The sequence below is a fragment of the Streptomyces sp. NPDC098789 genome (assembly GCF_044759975.1).
GTDB lineage: Bacteria > Actinomycetota > Actinomycetes > Streptomycetales > Streptomycetaceae > Streptomyces.
On sequence record NZ_JBIWAJ010000026.1, the window covers coordinates 79,952 to 100,612 of the forward strand.

At 74.3% G+C, this 20,661-nt stretch carries 19 protein-coding genes; 6 read left to right on the plus strand and 13 right to left on the minus strand.

Features of this window, described 5'->3' with window-relative positions; genetic code table 11:
• Nucleotides 1-12: 12 nt before the first annotated feature.
• Both ACIQWR_RS36500 and ACIQWR_RS36505 read right to left on the minus strand, forming a co-directional pair.
• Nucleotides 13-1,290, minus strand: a complete 1,278-nt coding sequence (locus tag ACIQWR_RS36500) for an NAD(P)-binding domain-containing protein (protein WP_404018951.1) — start codon at nucleotides 1,288-1,290, stop codon at nucleotides 13-15.
• A 138-nt stretch (nucleotides 1,291-1,428) separates the two neighbouring features.
• Nucleotides 1,429-2,880: an ATP-grasp domain-containing protein gene (locus ACIQWR_RS36505; RefSeq protein WP_404018836.1), complete on the minus strand. Its 1,452-nt coding sequence runs from the start codon at nucleotides 2,878-2,880 to the stop codon at nucleotides 1,429-1,431.
• A gap of 294 nt (nucleotides 2,881-3,174) precedes the next feature.
• Here ACIQWR_RS36505 and ACIQWR_RS36510 point away from each other — a divergent pair, with 294 nt between their 5' ends.
• Entirely contained in the window at nucleotides 3,175-4,830 is a 1,656-nt protein-coding gene (locus ACIQWR_RS36510) for a glycosyl hydrolase (protein ID WP_404018838.1), read from the plus strand.
• Between the two features lie 38 nt (nucleotides 4,831-4,868).
• Here the strand turns inward: ACIQWR_RS36510 and ACIQWR_RS36515 are convergent, their stop codons facing one another.
• The 9 genes from ACIQWR_RS36515 to ACIQWR_RS36555 form a co-directional block, all read right to left on the minus strand.
• On the minus strand, nucleotides 4,869-6,011 hold the full coding sequence (locus tag ACIQWR_RS36515; protein ID WP_404018841.1) for a GNAT family N-acetyltransferase: 1,143 nt from the start codon (nucleotides 6,009-6,011) through the stop codon (nucleotides 4,869-4,871).
• Entirely contained in the window at nucleotides 6,008-6,763 is a 756-nt protein-coding gene (locus ACIQWR_RS36520) for a lipopolysaccharide biosynthesis protein (protein WP_404018954.1), read from the minus strand. The genes ACIQWR_RS36515 and ACIQWR_RS36520 overlap by 4 nt, the downstream gene beginning before the upstream one ends.
• Before the next feature lie 8 nt (nucleotides 6,764-6,771).
• Nucleotides 6,772-8,013 (minus strand): glycosyltransferase, encoded by a 1,242-nt coding sequence (locus ACIQWR_RS36525; protein WP_404018843.1) that lies wholly within the window; start codon nucleotides 8,011-8,013, stop codon nucleotides 6,772-6,774.
• Nucleotides 8,010-8,792: a polysaccharide deacetylase family protein gene (locus tag ACIQWR_RS36530; RefSeq protein ID WP_404018846.1), complete on the minus strand. Its 783-nt coding sequence runs from the start codon at nucleotides 8,790-8,792 to the stop codon at nucleotides 8,010-8,012. Before ACIQWR_RS36530 ends, ACIQWR_RS36525 begins: the two co-directional genes overlap by 4 nt.
• Nucleotides 8,782-10,512: a murein biosynthesis integral membrane protein MurJ gene (gene murJ, locus ACIQWR_RS36535; RefSeq protein WP_404018957.1), complete on the minus strand. Its 1,731-nt coding sequence runs from the start codon at nucleotides 10,510-10,512 to the stop codon at nucleotides 8,782-8,784. The genes ACIQWR_RS36530 and murJ overlap by 11 nt, the downstream gene beginning before the upstream one ends.
• Before the next feature lie 329 nt (nucleotides 10,513-10,841).
• Nucleotides 10,842-12,200, minus strand: coding sequence for an O-antigen ligase family protein (locus ACIQWR_RS36540; RefSeq protein WP_404018849.1), 1,359 nt, complete (start codon nucleotides 12,198-12,200; stop codon nucleotides 10,842-10,844).
• Between the two features lie 2 nt (nucleotides 12,201-12,202).
• Nucleotides 12,203-13,711, minus strand: coding sequence for an exopolysaccharide biosynthesis polyprenyl glycosylphosphotransferase (locus ACIQWR_RS36545; protein ID WP_404018852.1), 1,509 nt, complete (start codon nucleotides 13,709-13,711; stop codon nucleotides 12,203-12,205).
• A complete protein-coding gene (locus ACIQWR_RS36550) occupies nucleotides 13,708-14,895 on the minus strand; it encodes a glycosyltransferase family 4 protein (RefSeq protein ID WP_404018855.1) in 1,188 nt (395 codons plus the stop codon). The genes ACIQWR_RS36545 and ACIQWR_RS36550 overlap by 4 nt, the downstream gene beginning before the upstream one ends.
• Before the next feature lie 46 nt (nucleotides 14,896-14,941).
• Entirely contained in the window at nucleotides 14,942-16,057 is a 1,116-nt protein-coding gene (locus tag ACIQWR_RS36555) for a DUF3344 domain-containing protein (protein WP_404018858.1), read from the minus strand.
• A 175-nt stretch (nucleotides 16,058-16,232) separates the two neighbouring features.
• Here ACIQWR_RS36555 and ACIQWR_RS36560 point away from each other — a divergent pair, with 175 nt between their 5' ends.
• The 5 genes from ACIQWR_RS36560 (at nucleotide 16,233) to ACIQWR_RS36580 (ending at nucleotide 19,411) form a co-directional block, all read left to right on the plus strand.
• On the plus strand, nucleotides 16,233-16,487 hold the full coding sequence (locus ACIQWR_RS36560) for a chaplin (protein ID WP_404018860.1): 255 nt from the start codon (nucleotides 16,233-16,235) through the stop codon (nucleotides 16,485-16,487).
• 118 nt (nucleotides 16,488-16,605) lie between these two features.
• Nucleotides 16,606-17,016 (plus strand): rodlin, encoded by a 411-nt coding sequence (locus ACIQWR_RS36565; protein ID WP_385779358.1) that lies wholly within the window; start codon nucleotides 16,606-16,608, stop codon nucleotides 17,014-17,016.
• 250 nt (nucleotides 17,017-17,266) lie between these two features.
• Nucleotides 17,267-17,500, plus strand: coding sequence for a chaplin (locus ACIQWR_RS36570; RefSeq protein WP_385779356.1), 234 nt, complete (start codon nucleotides 17,267-17,269; stop codon nucleotides 17,498-17,500).
• 121 nt (nucleotides 17,501-17,621) lie between these two features.
• Nucleotides 17,622-18,857, plus strand: coding sequence for a chaplin (locus tag ACIQWR_RS36575; RefSeq protein ID WP_404018864.1), 1,236 nt, complete (start codon nucleotides 17,622-17,624; stop codon nucleotides 18,855-18,857).
• A 209-nt stretch (nucleotides 18,858-19,066) separates the two neighbouring features.
• On the plus strand, nucleotides 19,067-19,411 hold the full coding sequence (locus tag ACIQWR_RS36580) for a hypothetical protein (protein WP_354380450.1): 345 nt from the start codon (nucleotides 19,067-19,069) through the stop codon (nucleotides 19,409-19,411).
• An 84-nt stretch (nucleotides 19,412-19,495) separates the two neighbouring features.
• Here the strand turns inward: ACIQWR_RS36580 and ACIQWR_RS36585 are convergent, their stop codons facing one another.
• Both ACIQWR_RS36585 and ACIQWR_RS36590 read right to left on the minus strand, forming a co-directional pair.
• Entirely contained in the window at nucleotides 19,496-19,735 is a 240-nt protein-coding gene (locus ACIQWR_RS36585; RefSeq protein ID WP_354380449.1) for a chaplin, read from the minus strand.
• Between the two features lie 153 nt (nucleotides 19,736-19,888).
• Entirely contained in the window at nucleotides 19,889-20,395 is a 507-nt protein-coding gene (locus ACIQWR_RS36590; protein WP_404018868.1) for a hypothetical protein, read from the minus strand.
• Nucleotides 20,396-20,661 lie beyond the last annotated feature (266 nt).

Genomic DNA, 20,661 nt, shown 5'->3' on the forward strand with positions numbered 1-20,661 from the left:
CGCGGACCCCTCTCACACCGGATAGGTCTTCTGGCGCCCGGCGCCCTGGCCCCGGAGGGCTCCCTCGCCGTCGCCGGAGCCCGGCGGCCGGCCCTGGGCGCGCAGGCGCTTGTGGACTCCTGTCACCAGTCTCCCCGCCGTGAAGCCCGCGCCGTGCACGAATCGCATGGAAGGGCCGAACGAGGGAGCCGTGAGCAGCCCCGCGAAGAAGAGGCCCGGCCACGAGGACTCGAAGTGGGGGCCGAGCGCGGGCGTGCCCGCCTCCCCGACCGTGTCCACCGCCGTGCGCAGCCCCGCGTCCAGCAGTCCCAGCCGCCCCAGGCCCGGGCGGAAGCCGGTCGCGGCGATCACGTGGGCGACGTCCAGGACCACCGACTCGCCGGCGGCGGTGGTCAGCCCCAGCCGGGTGCGGGCCCCGACCGGCACCGCCCGGTGCAGGGTGTGCCCCATCAGGGCGGGCACCTGCCGCTCGAAGCGGTCCCGCAGCCACCAGGCCCCGGCCGGGCCCAGCTCGGTGGCCGCGATCCGCTCCCGGGCCCGGGCGGGCAGCCGGCGCACCGCCCAGGGCAGCTCCGACCAGGCCCAGCTGCGCCAGCCCGTGCCGAGGCCGCTGTGCGGGTCGCGCAGGGCGCGCGGCAGCGGGCGCCGGAGCGGCTGCGGAAGGGTGTTCCAGTTCAGCCGGGCGCGCCGGGCGACCAGGCAGGGCCGGGCCCCGGCCTCGGCGAGGAGGGCCGCGGTCTCCAGCGCGGCCTGGCCCGCGCCGAGGACCGCGACCTCCTGGCCGGCGAACCGGCTCAGGTCGCGGTGGTCGCTGCTGTGCGAGTAGTGGGTCGGCGGTAGCTCGCGCAGCGCGGCCGGGTGGTTCACGAAGGGCATGACGCCCACCGCGAGGGCGACGGTCCGGGCCAGCAGCGGCTCGCCCTGCGCCGTGGCGATCCGGAATCCGCTGCCCTGCGGGGTGACGTCGGTGACCGTCACCTCCTCGACGGGCGGCGCCGCCTGCCGGGCGAACCAGAGCCCGTACTCGCTGAACGTCCCGATCGGCAGCGGAGTGCCGTGCTCCGCCGTCGTGCCGCGGGTGGCGCAGTAGTCGGCCAGGGTGTAGCGGCCGTCCGGGGCGGACAGGTTCGAGGACCAGGGCTCCGACTTGAGGTACATGCCGTCGGGCATGTGGTCCCGCCAGGAGGCCATCGGGCGGCCGAGCACCCGTACGTCGAGCCCGGCCGCGGCCGCGTGGGCGGCGACCGACAGCCCGTACGGGCCCGCGCCGACCACCACGAGATCCTCCATGCGCGTCACGGCTGTCCCTCCAGTCTCTTACCGGTGTCATGAGTCGTGTGGCCGGCCGGCCCCGGGGTCCGGGGCCGGGTGCGGGGGGGCGGGTGCGGGCGGCGGGGCGGGGCCCCGGGTCGTCACCGGATCATCCGGTCACCGCGTCACCAACCCGTCGGGCTCGGCCGTTTCGGCCGTCTCCGCCGTTCCGGTCTGCTCCGCGGCGCCCGGGGGTGCGCCCGGGCCCTGCGCGTCGGGCGGGGCGGCGAGTGCGGGCCCGCCGCGCTGGCGGGGCGCGCGGGCCGCGGCGCGCGCCGTGCGCCGCCCGCGCGCGGGGACACCGCTCAGCGTGTTCCACGCCCCGCGCGCCCCCTTGCCGGCGCCGCGCCCCAGGAAGGCCGCGATCATCGCGAGGAAGGGCAGTACGTCGTCGGCCGCGAACCAGGCCAGCTCGACCCGCCCCCGCTCGACGGGCGGCGCGGCCCGCACCGGCCCGCGCCGGGCCACCCCACCGGACCCACCGGACCCACCAGAACCACTGGCCCCACCAGTCCGGCCCGCCACCCCGGGCGCCGCCTCCTGCGCCGGGATCGTGGCGGCCGCGGCGGTCGCGGCGGTCGCAACCGGGGCCGGCGGCACGGCCGGAACCGGCGCGGCGGCCGCCGCGGCCGACCGCCGCTGCGGCAGCGGCCCCCGCAGCCCCGCCAGCAGCGCGTAGTTCTCCGCGACGAAGACCCGCCCTGGACCGCCCACCGGCTCCGGTACCCGTTGCCCCGTCAGATCCAGGTAGAGCGCCTGTACGACGTCCAGCCCGGCCCCGTCGGTGAAGAGCCGGAACTGCGCGCCGGGCCGGGGGTTGAAGTCGACCAGCCGGAAGCAGCCCCGCTCGTCCCGTCGGAAGTCCAGGTCGAGGATCCCCTGGTAGCCGAGCCGCCGCGCGAGCCGCAGCCCCGCCTCCTCCACCGCCGGGTCGGGCAGCCAACGGCCCATCGCCGTCAGCCCCGTACGCACCGGCCACGACAGCTCCTTGCGCCCGGAGCCGACGAGCAGCGGGTGCCCGTCCCGGGTGAAGCAGCCGTGGAAGAACCAGTCCGTGTCGGGTCCGGCGGGCAGGAACCGCTGGAGCAGCAGCGGGCTACCGGCCCGCGCGGAGCGCTCGTACAGCCCGCGCGCCTCGGCGGCGGTGTGCACCAGTGTGGTGCTGCGCAGGCCGTCGCCCACGGGCAGCAGCCAGGGCCGGCTCCACTTGGCGACCACCGGCAGTCCGAGCCGCCAGGCGGCCTCGGCCGCCTCGGCCCCGCTCGCCGGGATCACCGTCTCCGGGTGCGGGATCTCCCAGCGCGCGCAGAGCCGCGAGAGCTCCGCCTTGTCGGCCACCCGGGCGGGCAGGCCGTCGGGCTGATGGGGGATCCGGAACCGGTCCTGGAGCATCGGCGCGATCCGTGACACCGCGATGGCGCTCAGGTCGTCCATGGCGATGAGCACCGCGGGACGGCCGATCCGCTCCGCGACACCGGTCAGGCACTCCAGCAGTTCCTCGGGGCGTTCGGGGTCGAGCCCGCCGGACGGACCGGGGTGCACCGCGCGCAAGTAGCGCGAGCGACCCATGGGACCTCCCCCGGTCTCGACGACGGCATGGACCTCCACGCCCCTGCGCCCAAGGGATCTGACGGCGCCGAGGGTTCCGTGGTGGAACGGGTTCCGGTCGAGTCTGAGCAGAACAGCGGGCACATGGCTGGCGAACGCGTGCATGGAAACGGTGTCTTTCACCTAGTCGGACCAAGCGGAGAGAGTGCGCAGCTGCGAATGGCCTACGCTGCGGCCACCGGACAGGCCATTCGTCAGATGTGATGCCTAACGTCTTTGGTAAGCACACCGATTCGGGGAAGCTCGGGAGACGCCATGTCCAGACCACACCGCAGATTGGTGAGCACCTGCGTCGGTACGGTCACGGCCGGACTGCTCGCCACCGGCGCCGCGCTCGCGGCACCCGAGAAGGACGAGAGCAGGACCGGCTCCGACATCGCGATGGGTGCCTATCTCGACTACGGCCCGTCGGGCGTGGCGCGGATCCCGTTCCTGTCGCACTGGCTGGGCGGCAAGGAGATCCGGGTCGGGCACACCTACCTGCCCGGCGACCGGTGGTCCAACATCGAGGGCACCGACTTCCTGGAGGACTGGGCCACCTGGCGCCGGGCCGAGAAGGACCGGATGTTCGTCCTCAACGTGCCCATGCAGGAGCGCAACGAGGGCCGGATCCCCGACCAGCAGGTGGCCCGGCTGATCCGCGCGGGCGCGGACGGCGACTTCGACGGGCACTTCAAGAAGCTCGCCGAGCGGCTGGTGTCCCTCGGTGTGCCGGACACGGTCGTCGTGCTCGGCTGGGAGATGAACGGCACCACCTACACCCACCGCTGCGGGCCCGACCCGGAGCGCTGGAAGGCGTACTGGAAGCGCATCGTGACCGCGATGCGCTCGGTGCCCGGCCAGGAGTTCCGGTTCGACTTCGCGCCGAACCGCGGCACGGACGCCATCGGCTGGACCAAGTGCTACCCCGGTGACGACGTCGTCGACATCATCGGGATGGACTCCTACGACCAGGGGCCCGGCGCCACCTTCGACGACCAGGTGAGCCAGCCGTACGGGCTCCAACAGCACGTCGACTTCGCGAAGGCACACGGCAAGCGGATCTCCTACCCGGAGTGGGGGCTCTTCCGGCGCGGGGACAATCCGGAGTACGTGCGGCGCATGCTCCAGTGGATCGAGCAGCAGAAGCCGATCTACCACACCATCACGGACTACTGCCCGCACGGCGTGTGGCAGTGCAAGCAGAACCCGCGCTCCTCGCGGGTGTTCCGCGACGCGCTGGCCGCCAAGCCGAACCCGCTGCCGACGCCCGTGATCCCGACGCCGGTCATCCCGACGCCCGTGATCCCGACCCCGGTCATCCCGACCCCGGTCGTGCCCACGCCGGCCGTCCCGACCCCGCAGCTGCCCACCCCCCAGGTCCCGAGCCCGGCCGTGCCCTCGCCCGAGGTCCCGCCCGTCGTCCCGTCGCCCGTGGTCCCGTCGCCGGTCGTTCCCTCGCCCGTCGTCCCGTCGCCCGAGGCGCCCAGCCCCTTCCCGGAGCCTTCGCCCCTGGTCCCCTCGCCGATCGCGCCCAGCCCGGAAGCACCGAGCCCGGTCGCACCCAGCCCCGAGGCCCCGAGCCCGATCGCACCCAGCCCCGAGGCCCCGAGCCCGATCGCACCGAGCCCCGAGGCCCCGAGCCCGGTCGCACCCAGCCCGGTCGCACCCAGCCCCGAGGCTCCGGTCGTGGTCCCGCTGCCGCAGTCGCCGTCCCCGTCGCCGTCCCCGGCCGTGCCGCTGCCCGAGGCGCCCTCGCCCGCTCCCGTGCCCGCGCCGGTCACACCCCCGGTGGCCCCCAAGCCGCCGGCCGCCCCGAAGGAGTGGTGCGTCCCGATCAACTTCGGCGAGTGGCTGTCCAAGCTGGTCGGCAAGCAGTCGGTCTGCGTCAAGATCGACCTGGGCGAGGACAGCAACTGGTGGCCGTTCTAGTCGCGGACACGGTCGCGGCCACGGCAACGGGACCGGGCTCACCGGACGCGTAGTTCGTTCAGCCGCGCCCGCCAGTCCCGGGCCGCCGGCAGGGACTCGCGCAGCGCCTCCACCGCCCGCTCGCGCCCCGTCAGCTGCGACTCGTGCAGTCGCAGCAGGGGCGCGAGCGCGGTCGTGGCCAGCAAGAACCGCTGGTTGACCACGACTTCGGGACGCCAGTGGTTCTTGTACGGTTCGGACCCGCGCAGGAAGCTGACCACCGGCCGGCCCTCCGCGAGCGCCCGCCCCGCCTCGTGGCGCAGCAACAGGGTCGCCACGTCCACCTTCTTGTCCCGCAGCCCGGGGTCGGCCCCGTACAGGTAGCCCCCGCTCAGCCCCGCCGACAGCAGCGTGACGTTCGCGGCCACCACCTTGCCCTCCAGCCGGAACTCGGTCAGCCGTCCCTCCCCGCAGCGCACCATCCGCCGGGTGGCCCGGGTCAGGTGTTCGGCGAAGCGGGGCCGCAGGTGCTCGGGGGTGACCCCGCGGCCCCGCCACTGCTTCTCGTGCAGCCGCAGCAAGGTGCGCACCGCGCGCGGCACCTCCTCCTCGGTGACCTCGCGCTCCTCGATGCCCGCCGCGTCGGTCTTGCGGAGCTTGGCGCGCACCCGCTGGGCGCCCGCCTTCGGCATCCGCTTGACCAGCTCGTCGAAGGGCATGGCGGGCAGCTCCATGCAGGTGGAGTCGGCCAGCCGGGTACGGGCGCCGGACCAGTGCGCGTAGAGCCGCTCGGCCGCGGCGCCGGGCCGCACCTCGCGCAGGTCGACCACCGCGCCGCGGGCGGCCCGGTGCAGGCCGCGCGCGAGCGCGGGGACGACCTCGTCGGCGTACCGGGCGTCGGCCAGGACGTCGAAGTAGTCGGTGATGCCCCCGCCGAGCGGCACGAGCAGCGGCAGCGGCCGGTGGACGAGCATCAGCGCGGCCGCGCCGACGAGCTCGTCCCCGCGCCGGACCAGGAGGACGCGCAGCCGCCCCTCCCGGCCGTAGGACAGCCACCAGGAGTGCAGCCAGGCGTGGCTCTGGAACGGGGTGGCGGTGGGGCAGCTGCGCACGAGCCGGTTCCACGGCTCCTCCAGCGCGGCGAACTGCCGGGGGTCGCGGCACAGCGTCACCGACAGGGCCCCGGTGGAGCCCGCGCTCAACGCACCGGCTCCTTCTCCTTCGCGGAGGCGGTGGCGTCGGCGGCCTCGCCCTGGGCGGGCAGCGAGGTCACGTAGCCGGACTCGGCGGGTCCGGCGACGGCCGCCGCGACCTCGTCCGTACGGCGCCTGCGGCCGGGCTTGGCCAGCAGCCACAGCCCGCCGATCAGCCCGCCCGCGCAGAGCCCGACGGCTCCGCTGAGCGGGGCCGACGGCGAGGCGGGGTCGCTGGGGGCGACGGCCTGGTTGAAGAGGAGCAGCTGCACGCCGGTGTTCTTCGCGGCCTGATTGCTGCTCAGGGACAGGGCGTCGGCGACCGCGTTGGCGATGTCGGCGGCGCCGGCGGCGGTCCGCGAGGTGCCGGTGATCGCGATCATCGGGGACTCGGGGGAGGTCTCCGCGCGGACCTGCGTGCGCAGCTGCGCGACGCCGAGGCCCGCGCGCGGCTGGGCGTAGGCGAGGGTGGAGCTGCTGGTGGCGATGCGGGCGTAGGCCTGGGCGAAGCCGAGGGCGGTCGCCGGTTCGGTGGTGTCGTTCGGGACGGCGACGACGTAGCTGGTGGCGGCGTACTCGGGGGCCTTCAGCACCCCGTACGCCCCACCCGCGGCCAGGCCCAGCACGGCGCAGGCGGGCAGCGGCCACCAGACGGGCAGCGGCCGCAGCCGTCCTGCCACGCGGTGCCCCCGCCGCCCGCGGGGCGCCGGGTCCTTCTCCGGCGTGCGGTCGGACTTCTTGTGGTCGGGGGTCTCGGCCATGTGCGTGCTCACTTCCTCGTGGAGGGGAGTTCGGTCTCCGGTGCCCGCGGTGTGCGGGTCCGGTGGTTCGTGTCGACCGGGTCACCGGCCCGTACGGCCGGCCCGGCGGGGGCCGGCAGCCGGGTGGGGCCGAGGGCCTGCGCGTAGACGTGCAGGAGCTGTTCGGCGCTGCGCGCGATGTCGTAGCGGCGGACCACCGGCGGAGGAGGCAGCCGCCGGGCGCCGGCCTCCATGTGGCCGCGCAGGGCCGCGAGCAGTTCCTCCTGCCCGGGGCCGATCCGGCGCGCGCCGGGGGCCTGTGTCGCGGGCAGGTCGTCGATCGCCGGGCAGGTGACGTGCAGCACCGGCAGCCCGGCGGCCAGCGCCTCGACCACCGCCAGCCCGAAGGCCTCCTCCCGCGAGGGCGAGACGAAGACGTCCATGGCCGCGAGCAGCGCCGGGATCCCGGGGGTGCGCCCGTCGCCGCTGTCGCCGAGCGGGTCGCGCTCGCCCAGCAGGTGGATCCGGTGCTGGGCGCCGAGTTCGGCGGCGAGCAGCCGCAGCGCGGGCCGTTCGGGCCCGTCGCCGGCGAGCAGCAGGTGCGCGCCGGGGAGCGCCGCCACCGCGCGCACCAGGACGTCGAAGCGCTTGCCCGGTACGAGCCGCCCGACCCCGCCGACCACGAACGCCCGCTCCGGCAGGCCGGTCCGGCCGCGGGTGGCGCGGCGCACGGATTCGTCGAAGCGGAAGCGGAGCGCCTCGATCCCATTGGGTACGACGTGCACGCGGGCCGCGGGGACCCCCCAGCCCTCCAGCCGCGCCGCCACCGTGTCCGAGACGGCGACCGTCGCCGCGCCGAGCCGCTCGCTCGCCAGGTACAGGGCCCGTACCCCGCCCGAGAGCGGGCGGCCCTCGATCTCCCCGGTGCCCAGGGAGTGTTCGGTGGCCACCGTCGTACCGACGCCGGCGAGCCTGGCGGCGAGCCGGCCGTACACGCAGGCCCGGTAGAGGTGGGTGTGCACCAGGTCGTACTCGCCGCGCCGGATGAACTTCACCAGGCGCGGCAGGGCCCCCAGGTCGCGGTTGCCGCGCATGCCGAGGTTGACCACGCGGACCCCGTCCGCCCGCAGCCCCTCCGCGACGGGCCCGGGGTTGGTGAGGGTCAGTACGTCGCACCGCATCGGCAGGTGGCGCAGCAGCAGCCGCAGTTGCTGTTCGGCGCCGCCGACGCCGAGCCCGGTGATGATGTGGAGCGCCTTGAGCGTCTTCACCGGCGCACCGCCCGGCGCACTTCGGCGACCTGGTGGCGCAGCCGCTTGATCCGCAGTCGGCCCGCGCCGTCCGCCTGGCTGACGTGGGTGCGGGGCAGGGCGTGCGGGCCGGCGAGCGCCCCGGGGTCGATGGCGCACGCGTAGCGGTAGCCGGCCGCCCGGGTCGCCTCGACGACCCGGGAGTCGAGGGATCCGTACGGGTAGCAGAATCCTTCGGGCAGCGTGCCGGTCAGCTCCCGCAGCAGTTCGCGGCTACCGCGCAGCTCCTGCTGGAGGACGTCGTCGGGTACGTCGGTCAGGTGCTGGTGGAGCAGCCCGTGCGAGCCGATCTCCTGGCCCGCCTCGGCGACCGCGCGGATCCCCTCGGCGCTCAGCAGCGGCTTGCGCGGGCCCAGCGGGTCCCACACGTTGTCCACGCCGAGTCGTCCGGGCAGCACGAACAGGGTGGCGGTGCAGCCGTGCCGCTGGAGCAGCGGCAGGGCCCGCGTGAGGAAGTCGGTGTAGCCGTCGTCGAAGCTCAGGCCGACCAGTCCGGCGGCCCGGCCGTGCTCGCGGGCCCGCAGCAGTTCGCCGACCGAGACCCCGCGCAGGCCGCGCGAGCGCAGCCAGGCGAGCTGGGCCGCCAGGGCGCCGGGGGTGACGGTGATGCCGTAGGGGTCCTCGGCGGGGTCGGTGAACTCGGCCACCGAGTGGTACATGAGGACCCACGGCGAGCCGTGGGCGGGCTTGCGGGCGGGGGCCGTCGCGGCGGCGGGCGCCGTGTCGGTGTCAGCGGACATGACGGAACCTCTGGGTGATCAGGGCGGGCAGGGCGGTGATTTCGAGCGCCCGTATGGCCATGCCGGAGGCTCCGAACATGGCCGGGACCAGCAGCGCGCCGAGCGCGGCGCTGAGCAGGGGGTCGGGGATGAGGGGACCGGCGATCCAGCCGGTGGCGCAGGCCGCGGCGGCCGCGGCGGCGAGCCGGCCGATGCTGGTGGCGACCCGGCGGACCTGGATCGCGACGATCCGCGAGCCGAGGCCGGTGAGCAGCAGGGCCGCGGTGGTGGAGATGCCCGCGGCGTTGGCGGCGGCGATCCCGTAGGTCCCCCACCAGCCGACCGCGAAGGCCCCGGCGACGATGTTGACGAGGAGTCCGGCGCCCATCGCGAGCGCCGGGAACCAGGTGGGCCGGGCGGTCGAGAAGAAGGGCCGGCTCAGCGCCCCGACGAGGCAGTGGCCGAGGAGCCCGAGGCCGTAGACCCGCATGACGGAGGCGGTGGCGAGGGTGTCCTGGTGGGTGAAGGCGCCGCGTTCGAAGAGGACCTGGATGATCTGGGGCGCGTAGCCGATGACCATCGCGGTGCCCATCAGGACGGCGAGGGAGGCGAGCGCGAGGTCCTGCTCGACGCGGCGGCGGGCCTTTTCGCGCTCGCCGCCGGCCATGGCCTGGGCGACCACGGGGAAGGTGACCGTGCAGATCATCAGCGAGAGCACCATCGGCATCTGCGCGACCTTCTGCGCGTAGTTCAGGTGCGAGATCGCGCCGGGCGGCAGGGAGGCGGCCAGGAACCGCTCGACGAGGACCTGGGACTGGCGGAACACGGCGAAGAAGATGACCGGGGCGATCACGCCGAAGGCGATCAGGGTGGGTCGGTCGCGGCCCTGTTGGCGGCGGCTGGCGCCCTTGGCGCGGGGCGGTCCGAAGCCGACGTGGCGGATGAAGGCGGGCAGTTGGACGAGGACCATGAGGAGGCCGCCGACGGCGACGCCCGCGGCGGCCGCCCGCACCCCCCACACCGCGTGCAGGGCCAGCATCCCGCCGATGATCCCGACGTTGTAGGCGACGTAGATCGCGGCCGGTGGCACGAAGGAGCGGTGGGCGCGCAGCGCGGCGCTGAAGTAGCCCGCGATGCCGAAGGAGAGGACGGTGAGCGCGGTCAGCCGGGTGCACTGGATGGCGAGTTCGGGGTCGGGCAGGCCGGGGGCGAGCACGGCGACGACGAGCGGCGCGGCGACGACGAGCACGCAGGCCACGGCGGCCAGCAGGACGGCGAGCCGCGGCAGGGTCGCCCCGACCAGCAGCCGTACGGGGTCCTGGGCGCGGGCCTGCTTGCGGGTCAGCCCGGCCCGGCTGGCCGCCCGCCGGGCCAGGGCGTGGCTGAAGGCGGGCACCATCAGCAGCGCCATGGCGTCCTCGATCAACAGGGTCGAGGCCATCTCCGGGACGGTCCAGGCGATCAGGAAGGCGTCGCTGTCGTGCCCGGCGCCGAAGAGGTGCGCGATGGTCTGGTCCCGGAACAGCCCGAAGACGGCCCCGGCGGCGGTGAGTCCGGCGGTGACGGCCGCGGCCTTGGCGAGGAAGCGCCCGAGCGGGGCCCCCGCGCCGGGGTCGCCGTCGTCCGGGCCGCCCGGGCGTGCGGCGGGTCCGCTGGGCCCGGCGGGCCCGGCGGCCTGGCCCGCCGCGCGGCGCGCGCCCGGTGCGGCGGGGCCGTCAGCCGGCGGCTCGGCCTCCCGCACGGCCGTACGGCGCGCCGCGGGCCGGGTCGGGCCGCCCGCGCGGACGAGACCGGCGGGGGCGAGAGCGGCGGGGGCGTGGCCGGGCTGCGGCGGCCGCAGGCCCGTGTTGGGGCCGGTGCCGAGGATGTGCCCGCGGCCCGGGGCGGGGCCGGGGTCCGGGGCGCGGACCGCGGCGGGGCGGGGCGCCGGGGCGGGGGCCCCGGGCGGGAGACCCGCCGGCGCCTGGTCCTTCCCCGGGGCGCGGGTTCCGGCGGGAACGTGGGCGGGGCCCGCCCCGGCCACAGGGGCGGGAGCGGGCCTCCGGGCGCCCGTTTCGGGCGTCGTATCGGTCACGCGGCGGCCGCGCGGTCCACGGCGCCGTCAGCGGTCGGGGACGGGAGCGCCCACCACGCGGCCAGGCCGATGATCACTCCGGTGAGGACGGTGGAGGGGCCGCCGATGTCGGCGTACAGGAAGTCGGTCAGCTGCCAGACGAAGAGTCCGACCGCGACCAGCCCGCAGTCCCGGATCCGGCGAGCGGCCGGATCCGGGGCGAGCACCCGCCGTACCCCGGCGACCAGCAGCGCCGCCCAGCCGCCCGCGAGCGCGGTCAGCCCGATCAGCCCCTGCTCGCTGAGGACCAGCAGGTACATGTTGTGCGGGGAGAGCAGCGGCTGGCGGATGAAGGCCTGACCGGCCCCGGCCGTGTCGCTCCCCGAGGACAGCCCCAGCGAGGAGTGGCTGTCGCGGTTGGCGGGGAAGCCCTTGAGGCCGACCCCGGCGGCCGGGCGCTCGCGCCACATGGATTCGGCGGCGGCCCACATCGTGTAGCGGTCGGTCACCGACTGGTCGGGGGCGCTGGAGACCTGGGTGATGGAGCTGAGCCGCTCGGTGATCATCTCGGAGCCGAAGCCGAGGCCGCCGACCAGCACCACCGCGGCCGCGCCGAGCGCCACGAGCACCTTCAGCGCCCGCTGCAACCCGGCCATCAGCATCACGACGAGCGCGGCGCCGAAGGTCGCGATCCACGCGCCGCGACTGAAGGACAGCCCGAGCGGGACGAGCAGGGCCAGCGCCGAGACGGTGGCCGCGCGCCGGACCCGGTGCGGCAGCGTGGGGGTCAGCGCGGCGGCGGTGGCGATGATCAGCCCGTAGGCCACCACGGTGGCCATGCCCATGACGTCGCCGGGGCCGAAGGTGCCCACCGCCCGGATGTCCGCGCCCTGGTAGGAGGCCCCGGTGTGGGTGGCGAACTGGACGACGCCCACCGCGCCCTGGACCAGCGCCAGCGCCACGAAGCAGCCCCCGGCGAGCCGGAACTCCCGCGCGTCGCGCAGCAGCAGCACCACGGCGGCCGGGACCAGCACGAACACCTGGAGGTAGCGCACGAAGCCGGGCAGCGCCGCGTAGGGATCGGCGGCGGTCACGGTGGCGACGGCCAGCCCGGCGGCGGGCAGCCCGAGCAGGAAGGCGCCGAGCGCGCTCAGCCGGCGCGTCTGCCCGCGCAAGGCCTGCACCGCGCAGCAGAACACCAGCAGCAGGGAGGCCGCGTCGGCCGGGGTGACCTTGCCGGAGGCGGTCGCGTCCCCCGCGGGCAGCGGGGCGCACAGCAGCAGGACGGTCGCGGCGAGCGGCAGCAGGGGCCAGTGCCGGCGCAGGGCGCCGGGGAGGTCGAAGCGGATCGGGGGTGAGGCGTGGGCGGTGCTCATGCTCAGCTGCCTCCCAGCCGGAAGCGGAAGAAGGAGGCCGCGGTGCGGGCCAGGATCCACAGGTCCTGCCAGAGCGACCAGGTGTCGATGTAGTGGTTGTCGAAGCGGGCCCGGTCCTCGATGGAGGTGTCCCCGCGCAGGCCGTTGATCTGGGCCAGGCCGGTGATGCCGACGGGCATCCGGTGGCGGGCCTCGTAGCCGGGGTGGACGCTGGCGAACTTGGCGACGAAGAAGGGCCGTTCCGGGCGGGGCCCGACCAGGCTCATGTCACCGAGCAGCACGTTCCACAGCTGGGGCAGCTCGTCGAGCGAGGACTTGCGCAGGAAGGAGCCGACGGGCCCCATCCGGTTGTCGTTGGCGACGGTCCAGCGGGTGGCGGACTCGTGTTCGTCCGCCGGTCGCAGGGTGCGGAACTTCAGCAGGGTGAAGGGGCGCCCGTACAGGCCCACGCGCTCCTGACGGAAGATCACCCCCGGTCCGTCGCTGAGCCGTACGGCCAGCGCGCACGCGCCCATGACGGGCGCCGCGGCGCAGAGCGCGAGGGCGGCGAGGGTGGAGTCGATGATCCGCTTGCCGCAGCGCTCCAGGGTGCGGGCCGGACGGGGCAGCATCGGCTGTACGGCGTACCCCCACAGGTGGTCCGCGGGCTGCGCCAGCCGCATGCCGGTGACCTTGGCGGTGCCGGCCGGGTCGGCGAGCCACAGGCGGCAGCCGTGGTCGTGGAAGAGCCGCACCAGCGAGGCGGTGCGCTCGTCGGCCTCCGGCGGGCGGGTGAAGACCGCGTGGCGCACGGAGTTCTGGATGACCGCGCGCCGGATGTCCTCGTGGGTGGCCAGCAGGGGAAGGCCGGCTCCGGTGAGGTCGTCGGCGCCGCCGGCGGTGTCGGCGAGCCCCACCGGGCGCAGCCCGTACTCGGGGCGTCCCTGCAGGGCGGCGGCCACGGCGCCCGCGCCGGCGCCGGGTCCGACGACCAGGGCCGAGCGGGGGGCGCGCACGGCCGTGCGCCGGCGGATCTGGTTGACCAGCCCGCGCCCCGCGCAGGCGAGGAGGAAGTGCAGGCAGACACAGGCGAGCAGGAGGCTCCAGCCGAGGGCCTGGTGCGGCGCGACGGCGGCCACGACGGCCGCGACCCCGCACCACAGCACCACCGCCCGGCCCGCCAGCGTGGGCAGTTCGAGCAGGGCCGAGGGGGCCAGCCGGGGCCGGTAGAGCCCGGCCTGGGCGTGCAGCGCGGCCGTGAGGAGGGCGATCGGGGCGGCCGCCTGACCGGGCAGGCCCAGCCCGGGCAGGGTCGTCGTGGTGAGCACGGCGGCGAGCGCGTCGACGGTCAGCAGCGGGCCGATCCCGTCGCGGCGGCGGACCCGCTGCGGCCGCAGGACGGGCCGGGCCTGTTCGGCCTTGGGGCCGCGGGGCGGGTGGATGGCGGCCGTGGAGCGCCGGACCGCGGTGGTGCCCGCGGGCCCCGTACCGCTCTGCCCGGTGGGCCGGGCGTGTGCGCTGTCCATCGTCATCGGCTGATGCGCTCCTGGTTCAAGGGCCGGGGCCTGCCCAGCAGTTCGTGGTACAGGCCGGTGACCGCGTCCGTGGTCCGCCGCACGTCGAACTCGGTCCGCGCGTGCTGTTGCGCCCGCTCGCCCAACTCGGCGAGCAGCCGCGGTTCTGCCAGCAACCGAGCGAGCGCCTTCGCCAGCGCCGTCGGGTCCTCCGGCGGCACCAGGCACGAGCCGCCCTGGCCTGGCGGCAGGCTCTCCCGGGCACCGCTCACGTCGGAGACCAGGACCGGGCGACCACAGGCCATGGCTTCGAGCGGGGCGAGCGCCATCCCTTCCCACCGCGACGGAAGTACAACGAGATCGGCGGCCCGAAGCCACGGTCGGATGTCCGCGGCGGCTCCGGCGAAGTGCACACCGGGGGGTGCGGTCCGGCGCAGGCGTTCGGTGTCGGGGCCGTCGCCGACCAGGACCAGGCGCGCCCCGGCGACCGTGCCGAGCAGCTCCGGCCAGGCGCGCAACAGCACGTCCTGGCCCTTCTGCTGGCAGATCCTGCCGACGCAGACGGCGAGCGGCCCTTCGTCCGCGAAACCGGCGGGCAGCGGGAGCCCCGCGCGGGCCTCCTTCTTGTCCCGGTCCTGGGAGGCGCGGTCGGCGCCGCCCCGGCCGCCGGGGCGGAAGTGGTCGAGGTCCACGCCGTTGCGGATCACGGACCAGCGCGCGGTGATGCCCGCCGACTCGCCCGCGCGCCGTTCGGCCTCGCTGACGCAGAGCACCCGGTCGGCCCACCGGGCGCCGAGGCGCTCCCAGCGCAGGGCGAGCGCTCCGGTGGCTCCGCCGGCCGCGTCGAAGGACCAGGCGTGCGGCTGGAAGACGGTGGGCAGCGCGCCGCGCACGGCGAGCCGCCCGGCCAGTCCCGCCTTGGCGCTGTGCGCGTGCAGCAGGTCGGGGCGGGTCCGGCGGATCAGCCGGGCCGCGCCGGCGACCTCGGCGGCGAGCCCGGGGCCGGGGGACCGACCGGCCCGCCAGGCGAGCACCTCGGCCCCGGCTTCCCGGGCGCCGTCGGCGAGCTGTCCGCCGTCGGGGCAGCCGACGACGACGCGCAGGCCCGCGGCGGTCTGGGCGCGGACGAGATCGATGACGACCCGCGCGACACCGCCCTCCACGGGTTGGACGAGATGGAAGACGGTCACATGTTCTGACACATGCTCCGGCACTTGTTCTGACGGCACGTGGAGCGGTCTCCTGCGATCAGCGGCGCGCGTCTGTCTGAACGAAGAGCACGCCGAGGAAATGACCCTGGCTTTCGCCCGTGAACCTGAAGGTCAGATTGCGGGCACCACCGGACAGGGCGGGACTCAGGTCGAACACGTCCGCGTCATATCCGAGATTATTCATATTTTCCGGCTGTCGTACTGACGCGGAATGCCCGAAATCGGTGATGGTTGAATTCATCACGTCATTGAACGGGTTTTCTCCGTCACTCAGGTTCAACCGCCGACCGCTGTCCGCGGTCACTGTGAGCGAGTCACCGAGGACCCCGCGGTCCCCGTCGTAGCCCACCACCCCGACCCGGCCCGACGCCCCGACGGGCGCGTCCAGACCGGCCACCTCCACCGTCTCCGCGGCCTGCGCACCGGCCCCGGCCCGCAGCTCCTCGAAGCCGTCCCACACCGCGACCCGGCGCAGCGGCTCCTGCGGCTGCTCGTAGGCCGCGACCAGCGTCCAGCCGCCCCACGCGCCCACCGGGGAGTTCCCCATGGCGATGTTCAGCTGGGCCACCGTCCACATCCCGGCGCCCCCCTTGCGGATCATGGGGGTGACGTCGGCGGACGCCTGGTAGGCGTCGCTGCCCGCGTCGGAACGGTGCCCGATCACGGTGTCCGCCAGCACTTCCTTGTACGCGCCGCCCGGTTCGGCGACGAGCACCCGGCCGCTGTCCTCCGGCGGCTTCTGCTCCCCGACGCGCAGGTTCCCGCCCCAGTACAGGCGGGCGTACGCGACCTTCGCCCCCTTGGGGATCTTCAGCTCGGCGCGGGTGGAGTTGTAGGTGTCGGGGTCCTTGTCGACCTCGGTGTAGAACATCTCGAAGTCGCTGTTCACCCCGGCGGCGCCGCGCTTGACGTCCTCGCACGACTCGACCTGCGCGGACTCCTCCGGGCGGCAGCTGATGCCGGCGTTGGAGGCCCGTGCGAGGCCGCCGTGCAGCTCGGCCTGATAACGCTGGGTGAAGGGGATACGGGCCTTTTCCCGTTGCGCCGAAGCCTTCGGGGGCGAGCCCGCGGCGCCTGCCGCAGAAACGTTCACCGAAAGTGCGAGGCAGGACAGCAGGGCGAGCGAACCGAGGATTCTGCGGGAGGAACCCATGACCCTGTCTCCATTTTCGATCAAGGGGACAAAACAGGACTGAACTTTGTCAGAAATCAAGCTGGAAATCACGCCGGACTCGCGCGTACGGCCTTTTGGGCGATACCACGCACCCTCGCGGATGGCACGTCGTTATGGGGGTGCACCATTGTTCGAACCGAAAGGGATAACGGAGATGAAGAAGAGGCTGATGCGCGGCACCACGCTGGCGGTCGCGGGCGCTGCGATGCTGATGGGCGGCGCGGGTCTCGCCTCCGCCCACGGTGGCGACGGTGCCTCCGCCCACGGCGTGACCGAGGGCTCCCCGGGCGTGCTCAGCGGCAACCTGCTCCAGGTCCCGGTCGACGTTCCGATCAACGCCTGCGGCAACACCGTCAACGTGATCGCGCTGCTCAACCCGGCTTTCGGCACCACCTGTGTGAACGCCTGACCGTCAACCGTGCCGCCCGAAACGTCGGCATCCGAGTGAAGCCACGCAACCCAAACCGGGGCGGGGCCGTTGTTCCAGGTGCTCCTGTACCGGGCAATCTTGCAGAAAAGGGACGATTGTGATCAAGAAGATGATGGCCACTGCGGCTGTTGCCGCCTCCGTGGTGGGCATGGGTGCGGCCATGGCCCCGCAGGCGATGGCTATCGGGAACGACAACGGCGTCAACACCACCAACGGCAACAACTCGGCGCAGATCTACGGCAACCAGGCCACCTACGGCAACATGAGCCCGCAGATGGCCCTGGTCCAGGGCTCGCTCAACAAGCCCTGCATCGCCCTGCCGGCCAAGGCCAACGTGCAGTCGGTGCTGGCCCTGGTGAACGTCGGCGTCCAGGACATCCCGGTCCTGTCCAACCCGATGAACCAGCAGTGCACCGAGAACTCCACCCAGGCCAAGGGCGACGAGCCGCTCTCGCACATCCTGGACAACATCCCGGTCCTCTCGGGCAACGCCTCCAGCGGCAGCTGATCGCAGGACGCGCAGTCGGGGCCGCCGCACCTTCGGGTCGCGGCGGCCCTGCCGTGTATCCGGCCCGCGGGAATGCCACGACATATCCCGCGCATTCCCGCCGATGCGGAACACCACCGGCATCGGGGCGAATTCGATCCGACCCCGCGGCCCGCGCCGACTTTCCCGGATCTCGCGGTTTCTTTTCCCGGGACCACTCGTTGTTACTCATGCAGTGGATACGCCTCTGCGGGAAAGGATTGAAATTCTCATGACGTACAAGAAGGCAATCGTGCTGGCCGCCGGCGTTCTGATGGCCGTTGGTGCCGCCGCCCCCGCCATGGCCGACGCGAACGCCGATGGCAAGGCCGTCGGTTCCCCCGGCGTCCTGTCCGGCAACGTGCTCCAGGTGCCGGTCCACGTCCCGGTCAACGTCTGCGGCAACACCGTCAACGTGATCGCGCTGCTCAACCCGGCCTTCGGCTCCACCTGCGTCAACGCCTGACGAAGCGCTTGAGCCCGCAAGGGCAGACCTCCTCGGGGTGGCCTCGGAGTGCACGGCGGTGCACTCCGAGGCCACCTCCGATTCAGCACCGGCGGCCCCGCCGGTAGACAGGGAAGGACCCATGCGACAGGTACTGAGCCGAAAGGTACTGGGCAAGGGAGTGCTCACGGCCGCGGCTGCGTCGAGCCTGCTGTCGATCGCGACCGGTGCGGCCTACGCACACCCCGGAGCGAGCGCCGAGGCCGCCCACTCGCCGGGCGTGCTCGCCGGGAACAGCGTCTCGGTACCGATCACGTTCTCGCCGAACGTCTGCGGCAACAGCGTGGACGCCGGAGCCGGGCTGAACCCGGCCATGGGCGGCACCTGCGTGACCACCGACGGCGGCGGCCACTCCGACCACGGCGACCGCGCCGAGTACGAGCGCTACCTGAGCCCGGAGCACGCGGCGGCGTTCGAGCGCTACCTCGACGAGCGCGAGCACGACACCGGGCGCGAGCCCGAGCGGCACGACGAGCGCGCGGGCAGCGGCCGGCACCGGATGCCGGACCAGCGCGGCCAGGAGCACGGGCAGGACCGACACGAGGGCGCCCACCAGGGCGGCCACGGCGACGGACCCGACGAGGACTGCGACGAGCACCCCGGGGCCACCCCGCCCCCGGCGGCCCACCACGCACCCCCCGCGCCCCGTCCCGCGCACGCCAAGCCGAAGCCGGCCCCCGCCCACCACGCGGCGCCCGCTCCGAAGCCGAAGCCCGCGCCGGTCCACCACGCGGCCCCGGCGCCCCGGCCGAAGCCCGCCCCGGTCCACCACGCGGCCCCGGCACCCCAGCCGGCCCCGCGGCCCGCGCCCGCCGTCCACGAGGCCCCCGAGCCCCGGCCGCAGCAGCACGGCAGCCAGTTCGGCGAGCACCCGGCGGCGCCCGCCCCGGCCGCGCAGCCGGCCCCCGCCCCCCAGGCGGCTCCGGCCCCCGCGCCCGCGGCCGTACCCGCTCCGGCCCCGGCCCCCGCCGCCGCACCGGCGCCCGCACCGGTTCCCGCGCCGCTGCCCGTGCCCGAGGCCGTACGCCCGCCCGCACCGGCCGCACCGGCACCGGCCGCCCCAGCGGCGGACCAGCCCCCGGCCGCTCCCGCGGGTGACGCCCCGATCCACCTGCTCCCGGCACCCGCACCCGCACCGGTCCCCGAGCGTCCTGCGGTCACCCTCCCGGCCCCCGCCCCGCAGACCCCGGCCCGCGCCCCCATGGGAGCGCCGATGCTGGCCGAGACGGGAGCGGGTCAGCCCGCGGCGGCCGCGGCCCTCGCCGCCGCCCTGCTGCTCGGCGGTTCGATCCTTTACCGGAGGTCCCGCGTCTCTTGACCCGGAGCGGTCCGGGACGAGCGGTAATCGGAAAAGATTCGAAAAGACATCGGCCGGAGAATCCCTCATCGGATTCTCCGGCCGATTTCGTTTGCCCCGCGTTCGAGGAACTTGTGGACAGTTCGGGCGACAGAGTTTCCGCAGCCCCAAGGAATCGTTACCCAGGGCGAAAGTGACGCGACGGTCGTCACTGGAAAAGGATTTCGATAATGAAGTACACGAAGGTCGCCGCTGTGATCGCCGGCTCCGTCGCCGCCCTCGGCGCCGCGACCCCCGCCTTCGCGGCCGAGGCCGGCGCGATGCCCCCCATGAGCCTCACGGGCGGGGTGACCGAGGTCCTCAACGCGGCCGCCCCCGTCTCCGCCTCGCTCCCCCAGACGGTGGGCAACGGGCTGGCCGAGCAGGGCGACACGGTGGGCAAGGTGGTGGGCACCGCGCAGAAGGTGAACCAGCTGCGCAACGCTGGGCCGACCGAGGCGCTGGGCGCCGCCAACGGCCTCACCAAGGTGACGCCGATGCTGGGCGGCGTGAAGCTCAACAACGGCCACAACTGACGCCGTCGCACCACCCGCGCACCAACGACTGTGGGCGCCACCGGCGATGCCGGTGGCGCCCACAGTCACATGCGGTGGCTAACGTCAGTCGTTGACGCAGACCGAGCCGAACGCCGGGTTCAGCAGGCCGATGACGTTCACGGAGTTACCGCAGACGTTGACCGGAACGTGGACCGGGACCTGGGCGAGGTTGCCCGACAGGACACCGGGGGAACCCACGGCCGCGCCCTCGGCCGAGGAGTCGGCGGCGGCGGAACCGGCGGCACCGGCCGCGGCGAGACCAGCGGCGGCCATGACCAGGGCGGCCTTCTTGGCAGAGTTCATGGGAATTGCACCTTCTGTTCGATGTCCTGCCCCGAACCGGGGCTCACAACGAACGAAACGCCCCAACTCCCCAGACGACACGGCTCCGAACAGAATCAGACCTGTTCAGAGCAATAGTCGTAACCGCGACGCGACATCCGCCCCGGTATGGGACTAGCGGAAGGGTACGTCCGGGATCTCTGGAATGTCCGGTACCGCGGGCACCAGCTTCTCCACCGGCGGCACCGCGGGAACCGCCGGGACCGCCGGGACCGCGGGGACGGCGGGGACGGCGGGCACCGCCGGGATGTCCGGGAGCTTGGGGAGGGTGGGCAGCTTGACGTCGGGGAGCTTGATCTCCGGGACCTTCGGCAGCTCGATGGCGGGCAGCTTGACGCCCGGAATCTCCGGCAGCTTGATCTCGGGGATCTTGATCAGCCCGCCGAGGGACGCGAGCAGGTCCGTGAGGGTCTTGGTCAGGCTCGCGAGCAGGTCGTCGATGGGGCCGGCCGCCGCCACGCGCTCGTCGATCTGCTGCTGGGCCGTGGCGACCCGCTCGGTGAGCGCGGCACCCCTCTCACCGTCGAGGGCGCTCGCCGGGGCCGCGGCACCGAACAGTATGGCCGCGATGACGGCCGACGGGACGAGGATGCGGACACGGGACGCCCTGGTGGGGTGCATGGCGGTTCCTTCGGATGGTCGGGCCAAATCGGACCATGTCAGTCCGCTTCTCTTACCCACCGTGCTAATAGGTTCTACAGACCGCAACCGGATCATGGACCACTGCGGGCTGCGTACGGGCTTCGCGCAGGCGTCCGGGGCGCTCTCACCCGGGCTGGGGAAATCCCGGGCCGGAACGGGCCGTTTGAGTGAAGCAGCGGAACCAACCCCGCGACCGGGCAGTTGATCAGGGCGCTCCACTAGCGGGCACTCGTGCGACAAAAGGA